At 66.7% G+C, this 20,873-nt stretch carries 20 protein-coding genes; 8 read left to right on the top strand and 12 right to left on the bottom strand.

Features of this window, described 5'->3' with window-relative positions:
* Window positions 1–29 precede the first annotated feature (29 nt).
* From gspD to gspG, 9 genes are all read right to left on the bottom strand, one after another.
* Window positions 30–2,333, bottom strand: a complete 2,304-nt coding sequence (gene gspD / locus WIX39_RS09470; protein WP_106935605.1) for a type II secretion system secretin GspD — start codon at window positions 2,331–2,333, stop codon at window positions 30–32.
* Between the two features lie 5 nt (window positions 2,334–2,338).
* On the bottom strand, window positions 2,339–3,139 hold the full coding sequence (gene gspN / locus WIX39_RS09475) for a type II secretion system protein N (RefSeq protein ID WP_409194965.1): 801 nt from the start codon (window positions 3,137–3,139) through the stop codon (window positions 2,339–2,341).
* 10 nt (window positions 3,140–3,149) lie between these two features.
* Window positions 3,150–3,698, bottom strand: a complete 549-nt coding sequence (gspM, locus tag WIX39_RS09480; RefSeq protein WP_409194966.1) for a type II secretion system protein GspM — start codon at window positions 3,696–3,698, stop codon at window positions 3,150–3,152.
* Window positions 3,695–4,906 carry a type II secretion system protein GspL gene (gspL, locus tag WIX39_RS09485; protein WP_106935602.1) on the bottom strand — a complete coding sequence of 404 codons (1,212 nt, stop codon included), beginning with the start codon at window positions 4,904–4,906 and terminating at the stop codon, window positions 3,695–3,697. The genes gspM and gspL overlap by 4 nt, the downstream gene beginning before the upstream one ends.
* 126 nt (window positions 4,907–5,032) lie before the next feature.
* Complete coding sequence (gene gspK, locus WIX39_RS09490; RefSeq protein ID WP_106935601.1) at window positions 5,033–6,004, bottom strand: type II secretion system minor pseudopilin GspK; 972 nt, start codon at window positions 6,002–6,004, stop codon at window positions 5,033–5,035.
* A complete protein-coding gene (locus WIX39_RS09495) occupies window positions 6,001–6,699 on the bottom strand; it encodes a PulJ/GspJ family protein (RefSeq protein WP_106935600.1) in 699 nt (232 codons plus the stop codon). The genes gspK and WIX39_RS09495 overlap by 4 nt, the downstream gene beginning before the upstream one ends.
* Window positions 6,699–7,094, bottom strand: a complete 396-nt coding sequence (gene gspI / locus WIX39_RS09500; RefSeq protein ID WP_081268517.1) for a type II secretion system minor pseudopilin GspI — start codon at window positions 7,092–7,094, stop codon at window positions 6,699–6,701. Before gspI ends, WIX39_RS09495 begins: the two co-directional genes overlap by 1 nt.
* Window positions 7,091–7,597 (bottom strand): GspH/FimT family pseudopilin, encoded by a 507-nt coding sequence (locus WIX39_RS09505; RefSeq protein ID WP_081268516.1) that lies wholly within the window; start codon window positions 7,595–7,597, stop codon window positions 7,091–7,093. The genes gspI and WIX39_RS09505 overlap by 4 nt, the downstream gene beginning before the upstream one ends.
* Window positions 7,572–8,012, bottom strand: coding sequence for a type II secretion system major pseudopilin GspG (gene gspG / locus WIX39_RS09510; RefSeq protein WP_081268515.1), 441 nt, complete (start codon window positions 8,010–8,012; stop codon window positions 7,572–7,574). Before gspG ends, WIX39_RS09505 begins: the two co-directional genes overlap by 26 nt.
* A gap of 49 nt (window positions 8,013–8,061) precedes the next feature.
* Between gspG and WIX39_RS09515 the strand changes: the two genes are divergently transcribed.
* Window positions 8,062–8,646, top strand: a complete 585-nt coding sequence (locus WIX39_RS09515) for a type II secretion system protein N (protein ID WP_106935599.1) — start codon at window positions 8,062–8,064, stop codon at window positions 8,644–8,646.
* A 73-nt stretch (window positions 8,647–8,719) separates the two neighbouring features.
* On the opposite strand, the gene ilvA is transcribed toward WIX39_RS09515, so the two are convergent.
* Window positions 8,720–10,324: a threonine ammonia-lyase, biosynthetic gene (ilvA, locus tag WIX39_RS09520; protein ID WP_106935598.1), complete on the bottom strand. Its 1,605-nt coding sequence runs from the start codon at window positions 10,322–10,324 to the stop codon at window positions 8,720–8,722.
* A gap of 50 nt (window positions 10,325–10,374) precedes the next feature.
* Here ilvA and WIX39_RS09525 point away from each other — a divergent pair, with 50 nt between their 5' ends.
* The gene (locus WIX39_RS09525) at window positions 10,375–11,505 is read left to right on the top strand and encodes a hypothetical protein (protein ID WP_106935597.1); all 1,131 of its coding nucleotides are present in this window, start codon (window positions 10,375–10,377) and stop codon (window positions 11,503–11,505) included.
* A 109-nt stretch (window positions 11,506–11,614) separates the two neighbouring features.
* On the opposite strand, the gene WIX39_RS09530 is transcribed toward WIX39_RS09525, so the two are convergent.
* Window positions 11,615–12,856, bottom strand: coding sequence for a porin (locus tag WIX39_RS09530; protein ID WP_106935596.1), 1,242 nt, complete (start codon window positions 12,854–12,856; stop codon window positions 11,615–11,617).
* A gap of 271 nt (window positions 12,857–13,127) precedes the next feature.
* Between WIX39_RS09530 and WIX39_RS09535 the strand changes: the two genes are divergently transcribed.
* On the top strand, window positions 13,128–13,577 hold the full coding sequence (locus tag WIX39_RS09535) for an OsmC family protein (protein WP_106937546.1): 450 nt from the start codon (window positions 13,128–13,130) through the stop codon (window positions 13,575–13,577).
* Between the two features lie 15 nt (window positions 13,578–13,592).
* On the opposite strand, the gene coq7 is transcribed toward WIX39_RS09535, so the two are convergent.
* Window positions 13,593–14,222, bottom strand: coding sequence for a 2-polyprenyl-3-methyl-6-methoxy-1,4-benzoquinone monooxygenase (gene coq7 / locus WIX39_RS09540; protein ID WP_106935595.1), 630 nt, complete (start codon window positions 14,220–14,222; stop codon window positions 13,593–13,595).
* A gap of 281 nt (window positions 14,223–14,503) precedes the next feature.
* Between coq7 and WIX39_RS09545 the strand changes: the two genes are divergently transcribed.
* The 5 genes from WIX39_RS09545 to WIX39_RS09565 all read left to right on the top strand — a co-directional run bounded on the left by WIX39_RS09545 (window position 14,504) and on the right by WIX39_RS09565 (window position 20,858).
* A complete protein-coding gene (locus WIX39_RS09545) occupies window positions 14,504–15,769 on the top strand; it encodes a porin (RefSeq protein WP_106935594.1) in 1,266 nt (421 codons plus the stop codon).
* Between the two features lie 185 nt (window positions 15,770–15,954).
* Window positions 15,955–16,935 (top strand): ABC transporter permease, encoded by a 981-nt coding sequence (locus WIX39_RS09550; RefSeq protein ID WP_081268507.1) that lies wholly within the window; start codon window positions 15,955–15,957, stop codon window positions 16,933–16,935.
* 1 nt (window position 16,936) lies between these two features.
* A complete protein-coding gene (locus WIX39_RS09555; protein WP_106935593.1) occupies window positions 16,937–18,208 on the top strand; it encodes a M20 aminoacylase family protein in 1,272 nt (423 codons plus the stop codon).
* Between the two features lie 31 nt (window positions 18,209–18,239).
* On the top strand, window positions 18,240–19,823 hold the full coding sequence (locus WIX39_RS09560) for an ABC transporter substrate-binding protein (protein ID WP_106935592.1): 1,584 nt from the start codon (window positions 18,240–18,242) through the stop codon (window positions 19,821–19,823).
* 123 nt (window positions 19,824–19,946) lie between these two features.
* A complete protein-coding gene (locus tag WIX39_RS09565; RefSeq protein WP_081268504.1) occupies window positions 19,947–20,858 on the top strand; it encodes an ABC transporter permease in 912 nt (303 codons plus the stop codon).
* Window positions 20,859–20,873 lie beyond the last annotated feature (15 nt).

Consider the following 20,873-nt stretch of genomic DNA (forward strand, 5'->3'; position numbering starts at 1 on the left):
TGGCTTGGCGACGGGGAATGGTAGAGGCATCAGGGCAGTTCGCGCGCCGTGGCGGGGTCGGCCGTGGGCGGCAGCGTGCCGCGCAGCGGGCTCGGAGCCAGCCGGCGGTTGTCCGCAGCCGGGCGCGGCGGCGGAATGAGCTGGGTGCCTTCGATGCGCGACTCGACGCGCCGGGGCGGCTCCGCCGCGCGCGCCGGCGGGGCAAGCTCGGGCAGCACGTTCGCGCCGTCGACGCCGCGCAGCATCACGTTGGAGGTGTCGGGCTGCGAGCGCTGCTGCATGCCGCGGATCTCGTCGTAGCGGTCGTAGGCGAAGGCCTCGGTGGAAACGGCATCGCGCATCACCGCCGGGCGCAGGAACATCATGAGGTTGAGCTTCTCGCGCGTGCGCGCCTGGCTCTTGAACAGGTTGCCGAGCACGGGAATGTCGCCGGCCACCGGCACCTTCTCGACCGTGTTGTTGTAGGTGTCCGACAGCAGGCCGCCGAGCATGACGAGGCCGCCGTCTTCCACCAGCACGCTCGATTCGATCGAGCGCTTGCTGGTGGTGGGGCCGTTCGGGTTGTTGACGGTGTTCGGGTCGACCGTGGAGGTCTCCTGGAAGATCGTCAGCTTCACCGTGCCGTTCTCGTTGATGGTCGGGCGCACGCGCAGCGTCAGGCCGACGTCCTTGCGCTCGACGGTGGTGAACGGGTTGACGCCCACGGAGCCCGAGGTGCTCGCGTACTGGCCGGTGACGAAGGGCACGTTCTGGCCGATCACGATCTTGGCCTCTTCGTTGTCCAGCGTCAGCAGGTTGGGCTTGGACAGCACGTTGGAGTCCTTGTCGCTGTCGAAGAAGCTGGCAATCGCGCCCAGGATGTACTGGCCGCCGATCTTGCCGGCAATGCCCAGGTTCAGCCCCGAGGTCAGGTTGAGGTTGGCCGGGTTCTTGGTGGCCAGCGCCTGCGTCAGCGTCAGCAGGTTGGCACCCGCCACCGACGAGTTGGTGCCGAGCACGGCGTTGTTGCCCAGCGCGCTCTGCCACTGCACGCCGAACTTCGCGGCGGCGGTGTCGCCCACTTCGACGATCAGCGCCTCGATCATGACCTGCGCGCGGCGGCCGTCGAGCCGGTCGATCACGGCGCGCATCTGGCGGTACTGCGGCTCGGGCGCGGTGATGATGAGCGAATTGGTCGACGGATCGGCCTGGATCTGGCCGCCGGTCGAGGGCTGGTTGGCGTTGTTGAGCGGTGCGCTGGCGGCGGGCGAGCTGCCGTTCTGGCCGCCGCCGCTGTTCAGGTTCACCTGCATGGCCTGCGGCGCGCTCTGCTGCGGCACCGAGCTGCCGCCCGTCGCGCCGGGCTGACCCGGGGTGCCGGACTGCTGGTTGGCGGCCATGGCCGCGCGCAGCGTGGCCGCGAGGCGCACCGCATCGGCGTTCTTCAGATAGACCACGTAGATGTTGCCGGCCGCGCCGTTGCTGCTTTCGGCGGCGGGCCGGTCGAGCTTCTCGACCAGCGTGCGCACCAGCTGCACGCGCGCCGGGTTGGCGGCGCGAAGGATCAGCGCATTGCTGCGCGGATCGGCCAGCAGCGTGGTGCGGAACGATGCATCGGCGGCACCCGGGGCGGCGGCCGCGCCCGGTGCGCCCGAGCCGCTGCCGTCGACCAGCCGCGTGAGCAGCGGCACCATGTCGGTGGCGACCGAGTGCTTGAGCTGGATGACCTCGACGTCGGACGCATTCGGCACGTCGAGCGACGCGATGATGCGGGCCAGCCGGCGCATGTTGTCGGCGTAGTCGGTGATCACGAGCGAGTTGTTGCCCGGATTCACGTTGATGGTGTTGTTCGGCGGGATCAGCGGACGCAGCACCGGCAGCAGGCTGTTCGGCGACTCGTAGTTGAGCCGGAAGATCTGCGTGACGATCTGGTTGCTGCCGCTGGACGAGACGGCGCCGATGGAGGTGTTGACGGCGCTGCTCTGCAGCTTGGCGTCGGCCTCGGGCACCACCTTGTAGAGGCCGTCGGCCTCCACCACCGCGAAGCCCTGCAGGCGCAGCGCCGAGGCGAACTGGTTGAACGCCGCCGCCGGCTGGATGGCGCGGTCGGTGACGAGGTTCATGGTGCCCTTGACGCGCGGATCGACCACCACGTCGCGGCCCGTGACCACGGCCATGGTGCGGGCCACGGCCTCGATGTCGGCATTGGCGAAGTTGAGCGTGATCGGCTCGCCGCGGCGCGGCGCGTCGCCGGCCTGCGCGAAGGCCGCGGGCGCGGCCTGCAGGAACGTGGCGGCGATCAGCACGCGCACCGCGAGCGCGACGGTGCCGGTCGAAAACAGTGGCTTCATCATGAGGATCAACCCAGGGTGATGATCGAACGCGCGTTGTCGCGCCGTCCGATGATGTTCAACAAATTGGAAAGTGCGTCTTCGCGGCCGGGCGCGGCATTGGCTTCGCCGTTGAAGCGGAAGGTGGTGCCGTTCCAGCTGCCGCTGCCGTTCAGTTCGAGGCTGCCTTCGCGCGTGCTGAGCAGCAGCGTGGGGCGGTTGCCGCCTTCGAGCGTGAGCCGGTAGCTGCCCATCGGACGCAAGGTCGACAGGCTGGAGGAAACGTCGGTGGCGTCGAGCGTGGCCTGGCCCGCGATGCGCAGCGCGGGGCCGTCCCATTGCATCGCGAAGGCCTTGGTGGTGAGGTCGAGCGCGCCGTCGAGCTTGAGCGTGTTCCAGGGCGCGCCCAGGCCGGTGAGCATGCTGGCGGGCCAGCGCGAGCGGCTGTCCTGCCATTCGAGCAGCACGCCGCCGGCGCGCGGGCTGGCGCGCAGCTGCAGCGGCTGGGCCGCGCAGCAGGGCAGGTCGAGGCTGGCGGAGATGCCGCCCCAGTCCGGACGCATGCGCCAGTGCAGCAGGCCGGGCAGCGACACCGCCTCGGCGCCGCCGGCACCGCTGGCGAACACCACGGCGGCCGTGCCGTTCCAGACCGTGCCGCGCGGGTTGGCCAGCACCAGCCGGCCCTGGCTCCAGCCCGACAGCGCCGCCGACAGCCAGCGCGCCGGCGCGAACATCAGCACCGTCAGCACCACGCCGATCGCGATGCCGAGCAGCGCCCAGCGCCAGCCACGGCGCGGCGCGGGACCGGAGGAGGGAGGCCGGGTCACCATGCGGGATGGCTCATCGTGCTGCGGGCAGCGCCATGACGACGGTGCCGTCCCAGCGGACCTGCGGCGCGGACGAAGCGTCCTTGTTGCCGGCTGAGGGCGTGGGCGCGGAGGCGACGGGGGCGCGGGTCAGGTGCGCCTCGCGCGGCACGGCATGCGCGTTGCCGCGTGCCTGCGCGAGCCATTGGGCGACGGTATTCGCGGGCACCGAACGCAGCGTGACGGTGGCGGCGCCGTCGCCGCCGGTCGTCATGAGCTGGGCGTTGCCGTTGCCCAGGCCTTCGCGCACGGATGTTTCGAGGGCGCGCATCGCGTCGTCGCGGTTCAGCCGCGGCTGCGACTGCAGCGCCTTCGCGCGGTTCTGCAGGGTGGCCATCTGCTGCAGCTGGGCGTCGAGCTGCGCGTGTTCGGCCGGCGCCGCGGCCAGCGTGCGCAGGGCGGGCGCCAGCGCGATCCACCAGAGCAGGGCCAGCGCCACGAGCGTGACGGCGACCGCGACCATGCGCCGCTCGCGCGTTTCAAGAGTGGCCCAGCGGGCCTTGAGCTGTTCGCTGAAGTTCATCGGGTGGCCTCGGCCTGGACCAGCAGCAGGTCGCCTTCGGTGCGCACGTTGTAGCCGCGCGGCGTGAGTGCGTTGGTGATCTGCGAGACCTCGGAGGGCTGCAGGCCGAGCCCGCGCAGGCGCAGCTGGCCGGCGCTGTAGTCGACGGCGGTCGGGGTCTTGCCGGGCGGGAGGTTGGTGGCGAGGGCGCCGACCATGGGTTCGAAGTCGCTGCCGACCACGTCGCCCACGGCCTGCTGCAGCGCCGCCACTTCGCGCTGCATCTGCAGCGGGGCGTCGGCCACGATCTTCACCGAGGGGAAGGTCTGGGTCAGCATGGCCCTGGCGGCCTGGCGCTTGGCGTCGAGCGCGTTGCGCTCCTTCCAGGCCCAGGCGTTCAGGCCGATCAGCTGCGTCAGCAGCAGCACGACCACGCCCCAGCGCACGGCGCGCCATTCGGGGGCGTAGCGCAGCGTCTGCAGCACCGACGCGAACTTCTTGCCGGCGCGCGCGCGGCCGGTCGCGGCAAGGTCGAACTGCGCGAGTTCCCACGGCGTGCGCGCGGCCTGCAGCCAGCGCTGCGGCGTCTGCACGATCGGCACGCGGCGCTCCAGCAGGTGCTCGGCGGCCTCTGCCACGGCGGGCTCGGTGGTGATGACCGCGGTGTCCAGCGGAAGGCCGTCCGACAGGGCCATCCCCGCGCCGGCCAGCGGCAGCGAGACCACGCCGTCGGCGTCGCACACCGTGAGCTGCGGTGCTTCGGGCTCGCCTGTGATCTGCAGCAGCGGCGGGCCGTCGGCCGGCTGCGGTGCGAACTCCGGGACGATGCGCACCACGCGCCGCCCGGCCGCTTCGAGCCCTTGCACGATGCTGCGCAGCCAGATGCGGTTGCAGGCCGCGACCCACACGGGCACGCCGGCCTTGGCGTCGGGCTCGAGCGCGAAGTGCAGGGCTTCGGGTTCGTCGAGCAGGTGTTCTTCGAGCAGGCCGTCCAGCACGGCGCGCAGTTTCGAGGCGCTGCCGGTGCTGCCCTTGGGCAGGGTGACGCGGTGCCACGACAGCGCCGCGGAGGGAATGCCGAGCATGACTTCAGTGCTCGATGGCAGGAGCGCCAGCAGCGCGCGGCCTTGGTTGCGCAATGCAATGCCGTCGTCGCCTGCCTGGGCCCAGTCGTACTCGCTCGCGGCATCTGCCGGAGGGAGGGGGGCAATGAGCAGCAGGGGAGTCATGTCGATGTTGGAAAAGCCGGTGATTGTAGGTGGGCGTCTTACAGGCTGGCGCTCTGATTTCGATAGCGTAACTTGTTGACGTGACGGGCGTTGGAGGACCTTTTGTTAACAAAAATGCGCTCGAAATCAGGGTTTGACCGGAGAGTTCGTTGCGCCGGCGCCGCGCGTGCGCCAGACCGTCGTCACCGTGACACCGTTGCGTTGTAGGAGCGAGTGCTCCTCGACCCAGGTGCGGTCGAGCCTCAGCTTGCCGTAGACCTCGAAGAACTGCGTGCCCACGCCATGCTGCGCGGCATTGAATGGAGCGCCGCCGCTGGGCAGCGCGGCATTGGCGGCGGCCAGGTCCTTGAAGAAGGCGCGCGTGCGCCGCTCGACGAGCTGGCGCGCATTGGCGATGCTGAGCGACTCCATGCTCGCGCTGATGGCCTCGGCGCTGGCCGTGTTGATGTTCAGCGTGGTGCGCACCGGCAGGATCGTCACGTAGGGTTCCAGTGCCGCGGCGGTGGAAGGCGAGAGGCCGAGCCACACCAGTTGCGAGACTTCCTGCGGCATCAGCGGCGCGCCGCTGCCGTCGGCACCGCTGTCGCTGGCCAGCGCACCCGCGAGCCCCGCCGTCATGCGGTTGAGCTCCGACAGCGGCAGGCCCAGCAGGTTGAACAGGCGGGTGAAGGTGGCCACGCTGGCCGGCACCGGCTTGCCGCCGTCGACCAGCGACAGCACGTTGAGCTTGGACTGCGCATCGACGATGCGGCCCGAGAGGAACGCGTCGGGCAGGCCCTCGAGGTTGTCGCTGGCCACGTTCTTCTCGGCCGACAGGAAGCTGGTGAGCCGCGCTTCCTCGAGGGGCACGGCCCACGGCTCGCCCAGGTGGTCGGGGCCGCCGGCGCGCCCGTCCTCGGACAGGATCAGGCGCGACCAGTCGAGCGCGCCGATCAGCACCCATGCCGCCTGCACGCGCGCGCGCTCGGCGCCTTCGACCTCCGAAGCGCGCCACTGCTGCCACAGCGCGGCGGCCGCGAAGGTCGCGACCAGCATGACGGTCAGCATCGCCGCCAGCAGCGCGGCGCCCGACTGGTTGCGGCGGGTCGTCGTGCTCATGATCTGGGCGATCCCACGGTCGGGCGGACCCAGTCGCGCGTGAGCGTGCCCGAGAGGCCGTCGCCCGGCGGCAGGCTCAGCACGAGGCGCACGCCGTCGGGCATCGCGATGACGGGGCCCGCCGGGTTGTTGGGGTTGGGCGCGACACTGGCCAGCTGGCTGGCGGGCACCCAGCTGTTGTCGCGGAAATAGAAGAGTTGCCAGCTGTTGACGGGCACCAGCGCGGTGTCGGAAGCGCCGCCGGTCTGCGTGCCGCCGTCCTGCGACCACGCGGCCGCAAGGTTCCAGGCCTGCTGCCATTCGCCGCGCGTGGTGAAGGGCAGTGACTGCCAGCGCCGCCAGCGCGTGCCGTCGGGGCCGGCCCGCAGCGCCCAGGCCACCACCAGCACCGAAGGCGACGTGGTGTCGCCGCCGCGCCGGGTGAGCCGCAGCACGCGGCCGTCCCAGTCGATCGGACGGGTCTGCGCCAGCGTGGTCATGGCGTCGAGGTCGGCGCCCCACTGCGCGAGCGTGGCCTGCAGGGTCAGGACCGCGTCGGCGCGCTGCTTGTTCTGGGTGGTGGCGCGCGACATGCTGTCGAGCCCGCGCCAGCTCACGAGCGAAAGCAGCGCCATCACCGCGATGGCCACCAGCAGCTCGATCAGCGTGAAGCCGCGTGAAGTTGTGCCCGGACGGGCCTGGCGGGCGTCGTGCATCAGTAGCGCCCGACCACGGTGGAGATGCGCAGGATGGGCGCATTGGCCTCGTCGCGCACCTGCACGTCGACGCGGCGGAAATTCGGGTTGAGCGTGGGCGTGGTCGTCGTCGTCACGTTGAACGACAGGCCGGCCTGCGCGCAGATGGAGCCCGAGTCGCCCACGGCCGGCATCTGCCGTGCGAGGCGGGCCTTGGCGAGCTCGTTCTCGGCGCACAGGTCGGCCAGCACCAGGTCGGACTGGCGCTGCGCGTTGCGCGTGAGCGACATCGTGGCCTGCGAGCCGGCGGCCAATGCGATCGCGACGATGCCCAGCGCGATCAGCACTTCGATCAGCGTGAAGCCGCTGATGCGCGCCTTGCGCGAGGCGAATGTGGCGGGCCTGCTGCTGGTCATGGTGCGTCCGCAAAGACGGTGAACGGGCGCAGCCCGTCGGTGGCGATGCGCAGCGTGCGTGCGGGTGGGCCGGCGGAAAAGAGCGTGACCTGCTGCGCCGGAATGATCGGGTCGGGGCCGAGCTGCAACACGGGCACCGGCGTGCCGTTGGCAAGCGCGGGCTGGGCCGTGATGCCTTCGGCGGCCCAGCCGCTGGGCAGTGCGTCGGGCGGCAGGCCGTCGAACACGAAGCTGCCTTCCACGGGGCGCCAGCGCACAGCGACACCGCTGGCCCTCGACTGCGCGCGGGCCGATTCGAGCAGGGCGGCGAGCCGGTCGGCTTCGCGGTCGAGCTTGGCTGCGTTGGTGTCGCGCATCGCGAAGCTCACGGCGGCGGTGGCGATCGCGATGATCGCGATCACGACGATCAGCTCCAGCAGCGTGAAGCCGGAGGATGAGCAGCGCGGAGGCTGGTTGCGGCGCCGCGCGCCAATGCCGCTACTGCCAGCTGCCGATGTCGGCATTCTTGCCTTCGCCGCCGCTCTGGCCGTCGGCGCCGAACGAAAGCACATCGACCTCGCCCTTGATGCCCGGGTTCATGTACTGGTAGGGGTGGCCCCACGGGTCGTTGGGCAGCTTCTCCACGTAGGGCTTCCAGTTGGGCGCGGCCGGGCCGGTGGTCGGGCGCGTGAGCAGCGCCTGCAGCCCTTGCTCGGCGGTGGGGTAGCGCTGGTTGTCCAGGCGGTAGAGCTTGAGCGCCTGCATGAGATTGTTGATGTCGGTGCGTGCGGCAGTCACGCGGGCGTCGTCGGCGCGCTCGATCACGTTCGGCACGATCAGTGCGGCCAGCACACCGATGATGACCAGCACCACCATCAGCTCGATCAGCGTGAAGCCGCGTTGGGCGGTGCGGGTGGCGGCACGAAGGAATTTGTTCATAGGTTGGACGACATGATTCGGAAAGCGCGCTGCATGATAATCCGCGGCCATGACAAGTCCTTACTCCGCCGCCCGCTGGCATGCCCCACTTGCAACCACGGGAGTTTGGGCGCTGGCCGCCGGTGCCGCGGTGTTCTGGGTACTCCGGCTGGCTTCGCCCGCCGACGCGGTGGCCGCAGCGGCATCGATGCCGCGCCCTTCGGTGGCGGCTGATTCCGATGCGGTGGCCCGCCTGCTGGGCGTGCTGCCCGCGTCGAGCGCGGCGCCGGTAGCGCCGGAAGCAGCGAGCCGCTTCGCGTTGTCGGGCGTGGTCGCGGACCCGTCGAAGCAGGGGGCGGCGCTCATTGCCATCGACGGCAAGCCGCCGCGCCCGTTCCGCGTCGGCTCCAAGGTGGGCGACAACTACGTGCTGCAGTCCGTGGGCCTGCGTTCGGCAACGCTGGGCGCGCAGGTCGACGGGCCGGCGGCGTTCACCCTGCAACTGCCGGTGCGCGCGCCCATCAGCGTGAGCGCGTCGCCGGTGCTTCCCACAGTGACTTCTCCCACGCCGGTCGTCGTGTCGCCTGTCGGACTGCCGCAGGCCGCGCCGCCCGCGGCCATGGCGCCGCAGCCGATGCCGGCGCAAGCGCAATAACGCCAACCACGCGCACCACGCGAACGACGAATCGAGCCGGCCTTGCGCCGGCTTTCGTTTTTCGGTCTTCCGCTCAGGCTTGCAGGAAGAGCCGGTATGCGGGGTTTGCCGTTTCCTCGACGTAGGGATAGCCCAGCGTTTCGAGGAAGGCCGTGAACTCCGTCGACTCGCCGGCCGGAACCTGCAGCCCGACGAGGATGCGGCCGTAGTCGGCGCCCTGGTTGCGGTAATGGAACAGGCTGATGTTCCAGTTCGGTTGCATCAGGCTCAGGAACTTGAGCAGCGCGCCCGGCCGTTCCGGGAACACGAAGCGCAGCAGGCGCTCGTCGTGCGCGAGGCCCGTGCGTCCGCCGACCAGGTGCCGCAGATGCTCTTTCGCAAGCTCGTCGTGCGTGAGGTCGAGCGAGTCGAAGCCGTGGTCGTTGAAGGTTCGTGCGATGGTGGCCGACTCGCCGCGCGCCGAGGTCGTGAGGCCGACGAACACATGCGCCTTGGCGGCATCGCTGATGCGGTAGTTGAACTCCGTGACGTTGCGCGGCGCGCCACCGCCCTCGGAATCGCTGGCCGGCATTTCGCTGATCAGCTCGCAGAAGCGGCGGAAGCTGCCGCGCTCTTCGGGCATCGTGACGGCGAACAATGCCTCGCGTTCCTCGCCGACCTCGGCGCGCTCGGCCACGAAGCGCAGCCGGTCGAAGTTCATGTTGGCGCCGCAGAGGATCGCCGCGTAGGTCTCGCCCTGGCGGCCGTGCTTCGCCGCGTATTCCTTGATCGCGGCCACGGCCAGCGCTCCGGCGGGCTCGACGATGCTGCGCGTGTCGACGAAGATGTCCTTGATGGCTGCGCACACGGCGTCGGTGTCCACTGCGATGTAGTCGTCGACGAGTTCGTTGGCGATGCGGAAGGTCTCCTCGCCCACCAGCTTGACGGCAGTGCCGTCCGAAAACAGGCCGACGTCCGGCAGGTTCACGCGCTGGTGTGCCGCGACCGATTGCATCATCGCGTCGGAGTCGTTCATCTGCACGCCGATCACCTTGATCTCGGGGCGCACGGCCTTGATGTAGTTGGCCACGCCCGAGATCAGTCCGCCGCCGCCGATCGCGACGAACACCGCATCGAGCGGGCCCTGGTGCTGGCGCAGGATTTCCATTGCGATCGTGCCCTGGCCTGCAATGACATCGGGGTCGTCGAACGGATGAACGAAGGTGAGGTTTTGTTGAGCCTGCAGTTCGAGTGCGTGCAGATACGCATCTGAATAGCTGTCGCCATGCAAGACGATTTCGCCGCCGAAACCGCGCACTGCGTCGATCTTCAATTTGGGTGTCGTCACCGGCATGACGATGACGGCGCGCGTACCGAGCTTGCGCGCGCCCAATGCAACGCCTTGCGCGTGATTGCCGGCCGATGCGCAAATCACGCCGCTCGCCAATTGCGCCGCGCTCAAGTGCGCCATCTTGTTATAGGCACCACGCAGCTTGAAGCTGAAGACCGGCTGCTGATCTTCGCGCTTGAGCAGCACCGTGTTGCCGAGTCGCGCGCTGAGCGCACGCGCCTTCTCGAGCGCGGACTCGACGGCCACGTCGTAGACCCGGGCGTTGAGTATTTTTCTGAGATAGTCGGCGGGCGTCAGCGCCGGAGTAACAGGTGCATTGCGCACGATTTTTTCCAAGGGAGTTTTCAGTTGTTAACTGTCGATGATAAGAGGCATCGCGATTGCATGCGGGATATGACATGGACACAAATGTCATAAACCTCTTCAACAAAGCCCCTGCCGCTAATGATTCGGGATTTTTTGGACGCACCTATCCCGCGATTCATACCACCGCCAATCAATTTACGATTGAGCAAAATCTGTTATCAATTTCTGTCAGTGATCTTTCGAAAGGGCTGATGCAGGCGGAGGCCGCGCGCGTTCAGCGAAAGGAAATCGGGCGTGCCACCTGGCAGGTGATGGGCAACAGATTGCGCGCGCACATCGTTCCGCTGTTGGGTGATGTGCCTGCGCAGTCGTTTGCAACTGCGGACGCGCAACGTTTGATCGATCACCTGGGTGAGCAGGGCTTCACCAGTACGACGATTGCCCAGTACCTCGTGTTGCTGCGCAAGGTGGTCATGCACGGCGTTCACATCGGCGTGCTTCGCGATGCGCCTGCCTTTCCAAAGGTCAAGGTGCGCAGCCAGCCGCGTGGGAGCTTCAGCGTGGCGGAGTACCGGACGATCATCGAAACCGCGCGCAGCTTGCGAGGGCAATCGCATCCGGTGCTCGATCAACTTGCTGCCGGCGAACGTTTCTGGATAGCGCGCGAGTTGCTTGTGATGCCGGACGAGTTGCCCTGGCTGATTCGATGGATGGTTAACACCTTCGTGCGTCCGAGCGACATCAAGCTCATGAAGCACAAGCACATCGAGATCGTGCGCGGCAAGCACGTGTATCTGCGGATGAACTTGCCGGAGACCAAGCGGCACAGCCAGCCCATCGTGAGTCTTCGTCCCGCGGTGCGCGTGTACGAATGCTTGCTCGCCTATCGCGGCGAGCATGGGTACGGCGGCGCGGAAGACTACATCTTCATGCCGCAGTTGAAAAACCGCGAGCATGCGCTGGCGGTGCTCAACTTCTTCTTTCACTGGGTGCTCGAAAAGGCCGGTCTCGAGAAAGGGCCGTTGGGCCAGTCGAGGACGCTGTATTGCTTGCGCCATACCGCAATCACGCTGCGGCTCTTGTACGGGCAGGGGATCGACATGCTGACCTTGGCGCGCAATGCGCGTACGAGCGTCAACATGGTCGAACGTTTCTACGCATCGGTGTTGAGCGGAGAAATGAATGTGGGGTTGCTGCAAAGCCGGCGTAGCCGGGGCAGCTGAAAAAGTGGGATGGAAAGGCCAAAAAGCCGCCCGGCGTGAACCGGGCGACTCGAGGCTTTGCTGTTGATTCGAACTGGCAGGAGCCAGCATCGGGATCAGACCGAGAAGATCAGAAAGCGTGGCGGACGCCGAAGTCGTAGCCCGTCGAGGTCTTCGGCGTGAACACGCGATCCGTAACCTTGTAGAAGCCAGGGCCGCCAACGGTCAGGGCGGCACCGTTCTTGTTGCTGACGCGAGCGATCGTTGCGTACAGAGCGGTGCGCTTCGACAGGTTGTGCACGTAGCCAAGAGCCAGCTTGTTGGCCTTCGGATCAAGGTTGTTGGCGGGGTTGAAGTAGTCGAAGGGCAGGTTGCGGTCGTACTTGACTGCCGAGTACGACGCGCGGATCAGGCCAGCGCCCACCGGCACGGTCACACCGATCAGGTAACCGGTCAGATCGACGTCGGAACGCGCACCGGTGATCGGCCTGATTGCGTAGTCGCGCGAGTTCTTGAGGCGCGACAGTTCGCCGAACAGCTTCGCGGGGCCGAAGTCGTACGAGGCGCCCAGGTTGAAGGTCTTCACCGAGTCGGTGGTGCCTGCGTAGAACTGATCGCCGACCGTGCTATTGCCATAGGCCATTGCCACGTCCAGGGGACCGTTGGCGTAGCCGATGCGACCGCCGATGTAACGGCCTGCGCGGCTCTTCGAGGTGGCGCTGTCTTCCGGGGTGAATCGGCCGCTGCTGTACTTGTCGTTCTCGTGGAACGCGTACATCACTTGACCATAGAAGCCACCGAGGTTCGGCGGCAGGAAGTAGCCGATCGAATTGCTGGCGCGAGAGTAGTTCTGGTTGCCGCCGAAGCCGCCGGTGTCCTTGGCGCCGCCCGTGCTCAAGTTGTAGCCGCTGGCCGTGTTGATCAGGTTGGAGCCCACGCCGTTGGTGCCGAACGGGTCGAACACGGTGTCGTTCCAGAAGGTCGGGGTGTAGTCACGACCCAGGCGGATTTCACCGAAACCGCCCGACAGGCTCACGGTCGAGCGACGCGAGAAGGTCGAAACGCCAGTGGCGCCGTCGTCGTTGGAGACGGGGGCTTCGAGCCAGAAGCTGGCTGCCAGGCCGCCACCAAGGTCTTCCGTGCCACGGAAGCCCAGGCGGCTGGTGTTGTAGCCAGAGTTGGCCAGGGCCGTACGGCTGACCTTGACGCTGCCCCGGTTCGTATAGGTGGCAGCGCCGAAGTTGTTGTTCAGAACGGTGGGCTTCAGGTCACGCGAGGTGCTCGAATAGCCGCTGATCGATGCGTCGACCACACCGAACAGGGTGACGGACGACTGGGCCGAGGCAACACCGGCGACAGCCAGGGCAGCCAGAGCAACTGCCCTTTCGGCGCGAAAACTAGAGTGGCCTCAGGGGGCGCAAGGGTGGCGCGGAAAGAAAAAAGCCCCGAGCTTTGCAGCTCGGGGCTAAATCCACCAATTGGAAGGGTGGAGGAGACAACTGGGTGCGCATACGTTTGCGCAATGAAATAAAGTATATCGGCTGTTTGTTGCGATGCAACAAGCGAGTGATGCTTTTCCCACACACAAGCGGGTGTCGGCGTGCATTTTTGCCCGACATCCCTCAATGGAAACCCAATATTTCATGGAATGCACAGTAAGTTGGACCGGCGACTCGGGCACCAGGTCGGCCATGGGCTTCGTGGCCGAGACGGGCAGCGGCCACGTCCTGATGATGGATGGCGCCCCTGACGCCGCAAAACCCGAGAACGGCGGCCAGAACCTGGCCGCCAGGCCGATGGAGACCGTGCTGGCCGGCACGGGTGGCTGCACGGCCTATGACGTCGTGCTGATCCTCAAGCGCGGGCGTCACCAGGTGGAGCGATGCAGTGTCAAGCTCACCAGCGAGCGCGCTGAAAAGGATCCCAAGGTCTTCACCAAGATCCACATGCACTTCACCGTGGCCGGCAAGGGCATTCCGGCCGCCGCTGTGGAGCGTGCGATTGCGCTGAGCCACGAAACCTACTGCTCGGCCAGCATCATGCTGGCGAAGACCGCTGAAATCACGACCAGCTTCGACCTGATCGAGACCTGAAGCTGGCGGCCGCCCTCAGATGCGGTGCGCCAGCGTGGTCATCACGCGGGAAGCCATGCGCATCAACGCCTTGGCCGGGGCGGGCAGCTCCGCGGCGCCTGCATCGACGGCTTGCGCGGCGTGGCGTGCTTCGTCAACCTTCATCTGCTCGACCACGGCTCTAGAGGCGCTGTCCGCGGGCGGAAGCCGGTCCAGATGGCTGTCCAGGTGGGCCTCCACCTGGCGCTCCGTCTCCGCGACGAAGCCCAGGCTCAATGGGTCTCCAAGACGCCCCGCAACGAGGCCGAGGCCGAATGCCCCGGCATACCAGATCGGATTCAGGAGGGACGGCCTCGCCCCCAGATCATCGAGGCGCTGGCGTGTCCAGGCCAGGTGATCCGTTTCCTCATGCGCGGCCTCGATGAAATGCGCGCGCAGGGCGGGATCACGTGCCACGGCGGCCTGGGCCGTGTAAAGCGCCTGCGCGCAGACTTCACCGACATGGTTCACGCGCATCAACGCGCCGGCTTCGCGGCGCTCCGCCTCGCTCATTTCGCCCGGTGCCTGGGAAGGCGCAGGCAGTGCCCGGGTTGCATGGGGACGGGCAAACAGGGTGCGCAATGCCGCGTCCGCCGCGGTCAGGACGGGATCAAACAAAGCAGTCATGCTCCTATTTGACCGCACACGGGAAACCCCGGATCGAACGGGCATTGCATTTCATATAGTGGAGCGAAGCTGCCCTAAGACCTTTGTTGCAGGACTGCAACGAAACGCGCAGACCAGCCAACATTTCGGGAGATTTGTTTTGCCCTGCCGCAGCGGCTCTGGTGCAATAGCATCAACTTCCCAAAAGGAGGTTGGCCCGGGGTCCGGTGGGAGCACAAATGTGCCAGTCACGGTGAGCCCTTCGCACCGGAGCCCTATGTTTAACCTTGGAGAAACTTGCAATGAAAAAATCTCTAGTTGCTCTGGCTGCCCTGGCTGTCGCCGGTGTTGCCTCGGCTCAGTCGTCCGTCACTCTGTTTGGTGTGGTCGACGCGTCGATCAGCGGCTATTCGAGCACGGCACGTGACCTGAACCCGACCGTGTTCCCCAATGCTTTCGGCATTCCCGTCTACCTGAACCAAGGTTCGGTCAAGACCAGCAGCCGTCAACTGGCTAACTCGGGCTACAACTCCAGCCGTCTGGGCTTCCGTGGTACGGAAGACCTCGGTGGTGGCCTGGCAGCCAGCTTCTGGCTCGAAGCCCCGATCTCCAACGACGACGGCCAACAAGGTATCGCTACGTTCGCACGTCGCTCTACCGTGAGCCTGTCGGGTGGTTTCGGTGAAATCCGCCTGGGTCGTGACTACACCCCGACGTTCTGGAACGACACCGTGTTCGATCCGTTCGGCACCAACGGCGTTGGCACCAACCTGATCTCGACGGCCAATGGCACGTTCGGCAACTTCGGTACCCCCGCAGCTTCGACCGGCGCGTTCACCAACGTCGGCTCCAGCAACTACGTTCGCGCAAGCAACACCATTGGCTACTTCCTGCCCCCGAACCTCGGCGGCTTCTATGGCCAAGTGATGTACGGCATGAGCGAGAAGACCAAGTACGACAACGGCATCTACACGCCCACGACGGCTAACGCCGCTCGTCAAGGTCGTTACGTCGGTGGCCGTTTCGGCTACGCGAACGGTCCTCTGGACGTGGCTCTGGCCTACGGTTCGAGCACTGTTGGCGACAACTACTACGCTGGCACGACCACCAAGGTCAACACCCTGAACCTGGGCGCTTCGTATGACTTCGGTCCCGTGAAGCTGTTCGGTGAAGTGTCGCAAGCCAAGAACAAGATCGACTACGAAGTGACGCCTTTCCTGGGCGGCCGCAACGACATCGACCTGAAGGGCTACCTGATCGGCGTGACGGTTCCCGTCGGTGCCGGCCTGATCCGCGCTTCGTACTCGGCAGTCAAGTACGACACGAACCAGCCTTACAACCCGTTCGTGCTGAACAACAACGCCGACCCGAAGGCTAACAAGCTGGCTCTGGGCTACGTGCACAACCTGTCGAAGCGCACGGCTCTGTACGCTACGGTTGCTCGCATCAGCAACAAGAACGGCGCTGGCCTGACCGTTGGCGGCCCTGGCTTCTACCAAAACGCAGCTGGCACCTTCACCCCGAAGACCTCGACCGGCTACGACTTCGGTATCCGTCACGCTTTCTAATTTGACGCTGGCGCAAGCCAGCTTCGAATGAAAAAGCCAAAAGCCACTCGGCGAAAGTCGAGTGGCTTTTTTTCGTCTGCGGTTTTCATGCTGCCCTTGGGGAAATCACGGACTGCACCCTCGGGGAACCACCGTGCGGGCACGCACCTTGCACTGCTAGCATGCCAGTTCACTTTGTTTACTGAATGATTGCCTTCGTACTGCGCCGCCTGATCCAGGCCGTGATCGTGATGGTCGCGGTCGCGTTCATCGCCTTCCTCTTGTTCCAATATGTCGGTGATCCCGTCGTGTTCCTCCTGGGGCAGGACGCGAAGCCCGACCAGATCCGTGAATTGCGCGCCGCATTGGGGCTCGACCAGCCCTTCTTCGTGCAGTTCTGGCACTTCCTGGTCAATGCCGCCCAAGGCGAGTTCGGGCTGAGCCTGCGCCAGGGCGCGAAGGTGTCGCGCCTGATCGGCGAGCGCTTCCCGGCCACGCTCGAACTGGCGCTCGTGGCTGCCGTGCTGGCGCTGTTCATCGGCATTCCGATGGGTGTCTACACCGCACTGCGCCGGGGCACCTTCCTGAGCCAGTTCTTCATGACGGTGTCGCTGCTCGGCGTGTCGCTGCCCACATTCCTGATCGGCATCCTGCTGATCCTCGTCTTTGCCGTGACGCTGGGCTGGTTCCCGAGCTTCGGGCGCGGCGAGACCGTCAAGTTCGGCTGGTGGAGCAGCGGTCTCTTCAGCGTCGACGGCTGGCAGCACATCGTGCTGCCGGCGGTGACGCTGGCGATCTTCCAGCTCACGCTCATCATGCGGTTGGTGCGCGCCGAGATGCTCGAAGTGCTGCGCACCGACTACATCAAGTTCGCGCGCGCCCGCGGCCTGTCGAACCGCGCGATACATTTCGGCCATGCGCTCAAGAACACGCTGGTGCCCGTGATGACCATCACCGGCCTGCAGCTCGGCGGCCTCATCGCCTTTGCGATCATCACCGAGTCGGTGTTCCAGTGGCCCGGCATGGGCCTGCTGTTCATCCAGGCCGTGACCTTCGCCGACATTCCGGTGATGGCCGCCTACCTGTGCCTGATTGCCTTGATCTTCGTGGTGATCAACCTCGTGGTCGACCTGCTGTACTTCGTGGTCGATCCGCGGCTGCGCGTCGGCAAGGCGGGAGGGCACTGACATGACCGCAGCGACAGCAGAAGCTCCGCGCCTGAAGGCATCCGGCCGCGCATTCGCGCACATCGCCAGCTTCTACCCCGAGATCACGGCCTTTCGCCGCGACCTGCACGCCCACCCCGAACTCGGCTTCGAAGAGGTCTACACCTCCGGCCGCGTGCGCGAGGCCCTGCGCGCCTGCGGTGTCGACGAGATCCACGAGGGCATCGGCAAGACCGGCGTGGTCGGCGTCATCCGCGGGCGCTCGACGGCCAGCGGCCGGATGATCGGCCTGCGCGCCGACATGGACGCGCTGCCCATGCGCGAGGACAACGATTTCGGCTGGCGCTCCGCCAGCGACGGCCTGATGCACGGCTGCGGCCACGACGGCCACACCGCCATGCTGGTCGGCGCGGCACGCTACCTTGCCGAGACGCGCGACTTCGACGGCACCGCCGTGCTGATCTTCCAGCCCGGCGAAGAGGGTTTCGCCGGCGCGCGCGTGATGATCGAGGACGGCCTGTTCGACCGCTTCCCCGTGAACGCCGTCTACGCGATGCACAACTGGCCCGCCATGCCGGCCGGCACCGTCGGCATCAACCGCGGCGCAATGATGGCCGCGGCCGACCGCATCACGATCAACATCAAGGGCAAGGGCGGCCATGGTGCGCATGCCTACCTGACCGTCGACCCGGTCGTGGTCGCGGCGCACATCATCACCGCGGCCCAGACCATCGTCTCGCGCAACGTGCGCCCGATCGATGCCGCCGTCATCAGCATCTGCGCGATGCAGGCCGGCGACCTCGGCGCGATGAGCGTGGTGCCCGGCGAGGCCACGCTGGTGGGCACCGTGCGCACCTTCAGCGCGCGGGTGCAGGCGCAGGTCGAGCAGCGGCTGAACGAGCTGTGCGCGGCCATCGCGTCGGGCTTCGGCGCCACCGCCACCATCAAGTACGAGCGCATCTACCCCGCCACCATCAACACCGCGCCCGAGGCCATGTTCGCGGCCGACGTGGCCGAGTCGCTGGTCGGCGCGAAGAACGTCGACCGCAGCATGGAGCCCAGCATGGGCGCCGAAGACTTCTCCTTCATGCTGCAGAAGAAGGCGGGCGCCTATCTGCGCATCGGCCAGGACGTGCGCGACGGCGCCTTCCTGCACAACAGCCGCTACGACTTCAATGACGAGATCCTGCCGCTGGGCGCCGCGTTGCACGCGGGCCTGATCGAGCAGGGCATGCCGCTTGCCGCCACCCGCGGCGCGCAGCCAGGGAAAGCCGCCGCTACCGCGGCGCCGTGATTTGTTTGATTCCAACCCGAGGAGTGTTCCCATGAGTTTCAAGAAGAATGTGGCCGCGGCCGCCGTTTTGTGCGCCCTGAGCGCCGTCAGCATGGTCGCCGGCGCGCAGACCATCCGCATCGCGAACCAGGGGGACGCGCTATCGCTGGACCCGCACTCGCTCAACGAATCGCTGCAGCTGAGCGTCACCGCCAACGTGTATGAAACCCTCGTGGGCCGCAACAAGGACCTGAGCCTCGCACCGCTGCTGGCCACCAGCTGGAAGCAGACCTCGCCGAACGTCTGGCGCTTCGAACTGCGCAAGGGCGTGGTGTTCCATGACGGCACGCCTTTCACCGCCGACGACGTGGTGTTCAGCTTCGCGCGCGCCCAGGGCGACGGCTCCGACATGCGCGCCACGCTGAGCGACATCAAGGCCGTGCGCAAGGTCGGCGACCTCGCGGTCGAGATCGAGACCAACGGCCCGTTCCCCATCCTGCCCGACGTGATCTCGCTGACGATGATCATGAGCAAGAAGTGGTGCGAGGAAAACCAGGCCACCAAGCCGGTCGACCGCCGCAAGGGCATCGAGAACACTGCCTCGTTCAAGGCCAACGGCACCGGTCCGTTCCGCGTGCGCGAGCGCCAGCCCAACGTGCGCACCGTGTTCACGCGCAACGGCACCTACTGGGGCAAGATCGACGGCAACGCGCAGGAGATCATCTTCACGCCCATCGCCAACCCCGCCACCCGCGTGGCCGCGCTGGTCTCCGGCGAAGTGGACGTGATGGAACCCGTGCCGGTGCAGGACATCGCCCGCATCAATGCCGCGCCCAACGCCCGCGTCATCACCGGCCCCGAGCTGCGCACCATCTTCCTGGGCATGGACCAGAAGCGCGACGAGCTGCAGTACTCGAACATCAAGGGCAAGAACCCGTTCAAGGACAAGCGCGTCCGCCAGGCCTTCTACCAGGCCATCGACATCGCCGGCATCCAGCGCACCGTGATGCGCGGCGCCTCGCGCCCCACCGCCTTGCTGGTCGGCCCCGGCATCAACGGCTGGACCGCAGAGCAGGACAAGCGCCTGCCCTATGACGTCGAAGCCGCCAAGAAGCTGCTGACCGAAGCCGGCTACCCCAACGGCTTCGAGGTGTCGCTGAACTGCCCGAACGACCGCTACGTGAACGACGGCCAGATCTGCCAGAGCGTGGCGTCCAGCCTCGCGAAGATCGGCGTCAAGATCAACCTGGTGGCCGAGACCAAGGGCACCTACTTCCCCAAGGTGCTGCGCCGCGACACCAGCTTCTACATGCTGGGCTGGACCCCGACCACCTACGACGCGCACAACGCGCTGAGCTCGCTCACCTCCTGCCCGGACGACAAGGGCACCGGGCAGTTCAACCTGGGCGCCTACTGCAATCCCAAGCTGGACGAGCTGACCAAGCAGATCCAGTCGGAGACCGACAAGGCCAAGCGCAACGAGCTGATCAAGGAAGCCTTCAAGATGCACGCCGACGACGTGGGCCACCTGCCGCTGCATCAGCAGTCGCTGGCCTGGGGCGTGAGCAAGAAGGTCGAGCTGGTGCAGCTGGCTGACAACTTCATGTACTTCAAGTGGATGAGCATCAAGCCGTAAGGATGCCTGCCTCCCGGCTTTGACTCCGCTGCGCTGCATGTGACTTCGCCACCCCCCTCCAAAGGGGGTGGCACGGCCGCCTTGGGGCGGCCCGGCGGCGGCCTTACGCGGATTTGCTTCACGATGAAAAAAACATTTGCCCGTTGGCTCGACAGCGATGTCGGCTACAGCTTTCGCACCTCGCCGGTCGCCATTGCCGCCGCGCTCATCGCGCTGGTCTGCGTGGTCTGCGCGGTGTTCGCCGGCTGGGTGTCGCCGCACAACCCCTTCGACCTGGCCGCCCTCGAACTCGGCGACGCGCGGCTGCCGCCCGCCTGGAGCGCCGAAGGCTCGTCCAAGTACCTGCTGGGCACCGACGACCAGGGGCGCGACATTCTCTCGGCCGTCATCTATGGCGCGCGCATCTCGCTGATCGTCGGCCTCGTGTCGGTGGTGCTGTCGGTCGTGGTGGGCGTGGTGCTGGGCCTGGTTGCCGGATTCTTCGGCGGCTGGCTCGATTCGTTCCTCATGCGCGTGTGCGACGTGATGCTGTCGTTTCCGCCCATCCTGGTGGCACTGCTCATTGCCGGTGTCGGCCGCGCGCTCTTTCCCAACGCGCAGGAGTCGCTGGCCTTCGGCGTGCTGATCATTTCCATCTCGCTGACCGGCTGGGTGCAGTACGCGCGCACGGTGCGCGGCTCCACGCTGGTGGAGCGCAACAAGGAATACGTGCAGGCCGCGCGCGTCACCGGCGTGGCGCCGCTGCGCATCATGCTGCGCCACGTGCTGCCCAACGTGATGGGGCCGGTGATGGTGCTGGCCACGATCCAGGTGGCCACGGCCATCATCACCGAGGCCACGCTGTCGTTCCTGGGCGTCGGCGTGCCGCCGACTTCGCCGTCGCTGGGCACGCTCATCAGCATCGGCAACCAGTACCTGTTCTCGGGCGAATGGTGGATCACGGTGTTTCCGGGCCTGATGCTGGTGCTCATCGCGCTCAGCGTGAACCTGCTCGGCGACTGGCTGCGCGACGCGCTGAACCCACGCCTGCGCTGAAGACAAGAAGGAGAA

This window comes from Variovorax sp. AB1(2024), assembly GCF_037482385.2.
Taxonomy (GTDB): domain Bacteria; phylum Pseudomonadota; class Gammaproteobacteria; order Burkholderiales; family Burkholderiaceae_C; genus Variovorax.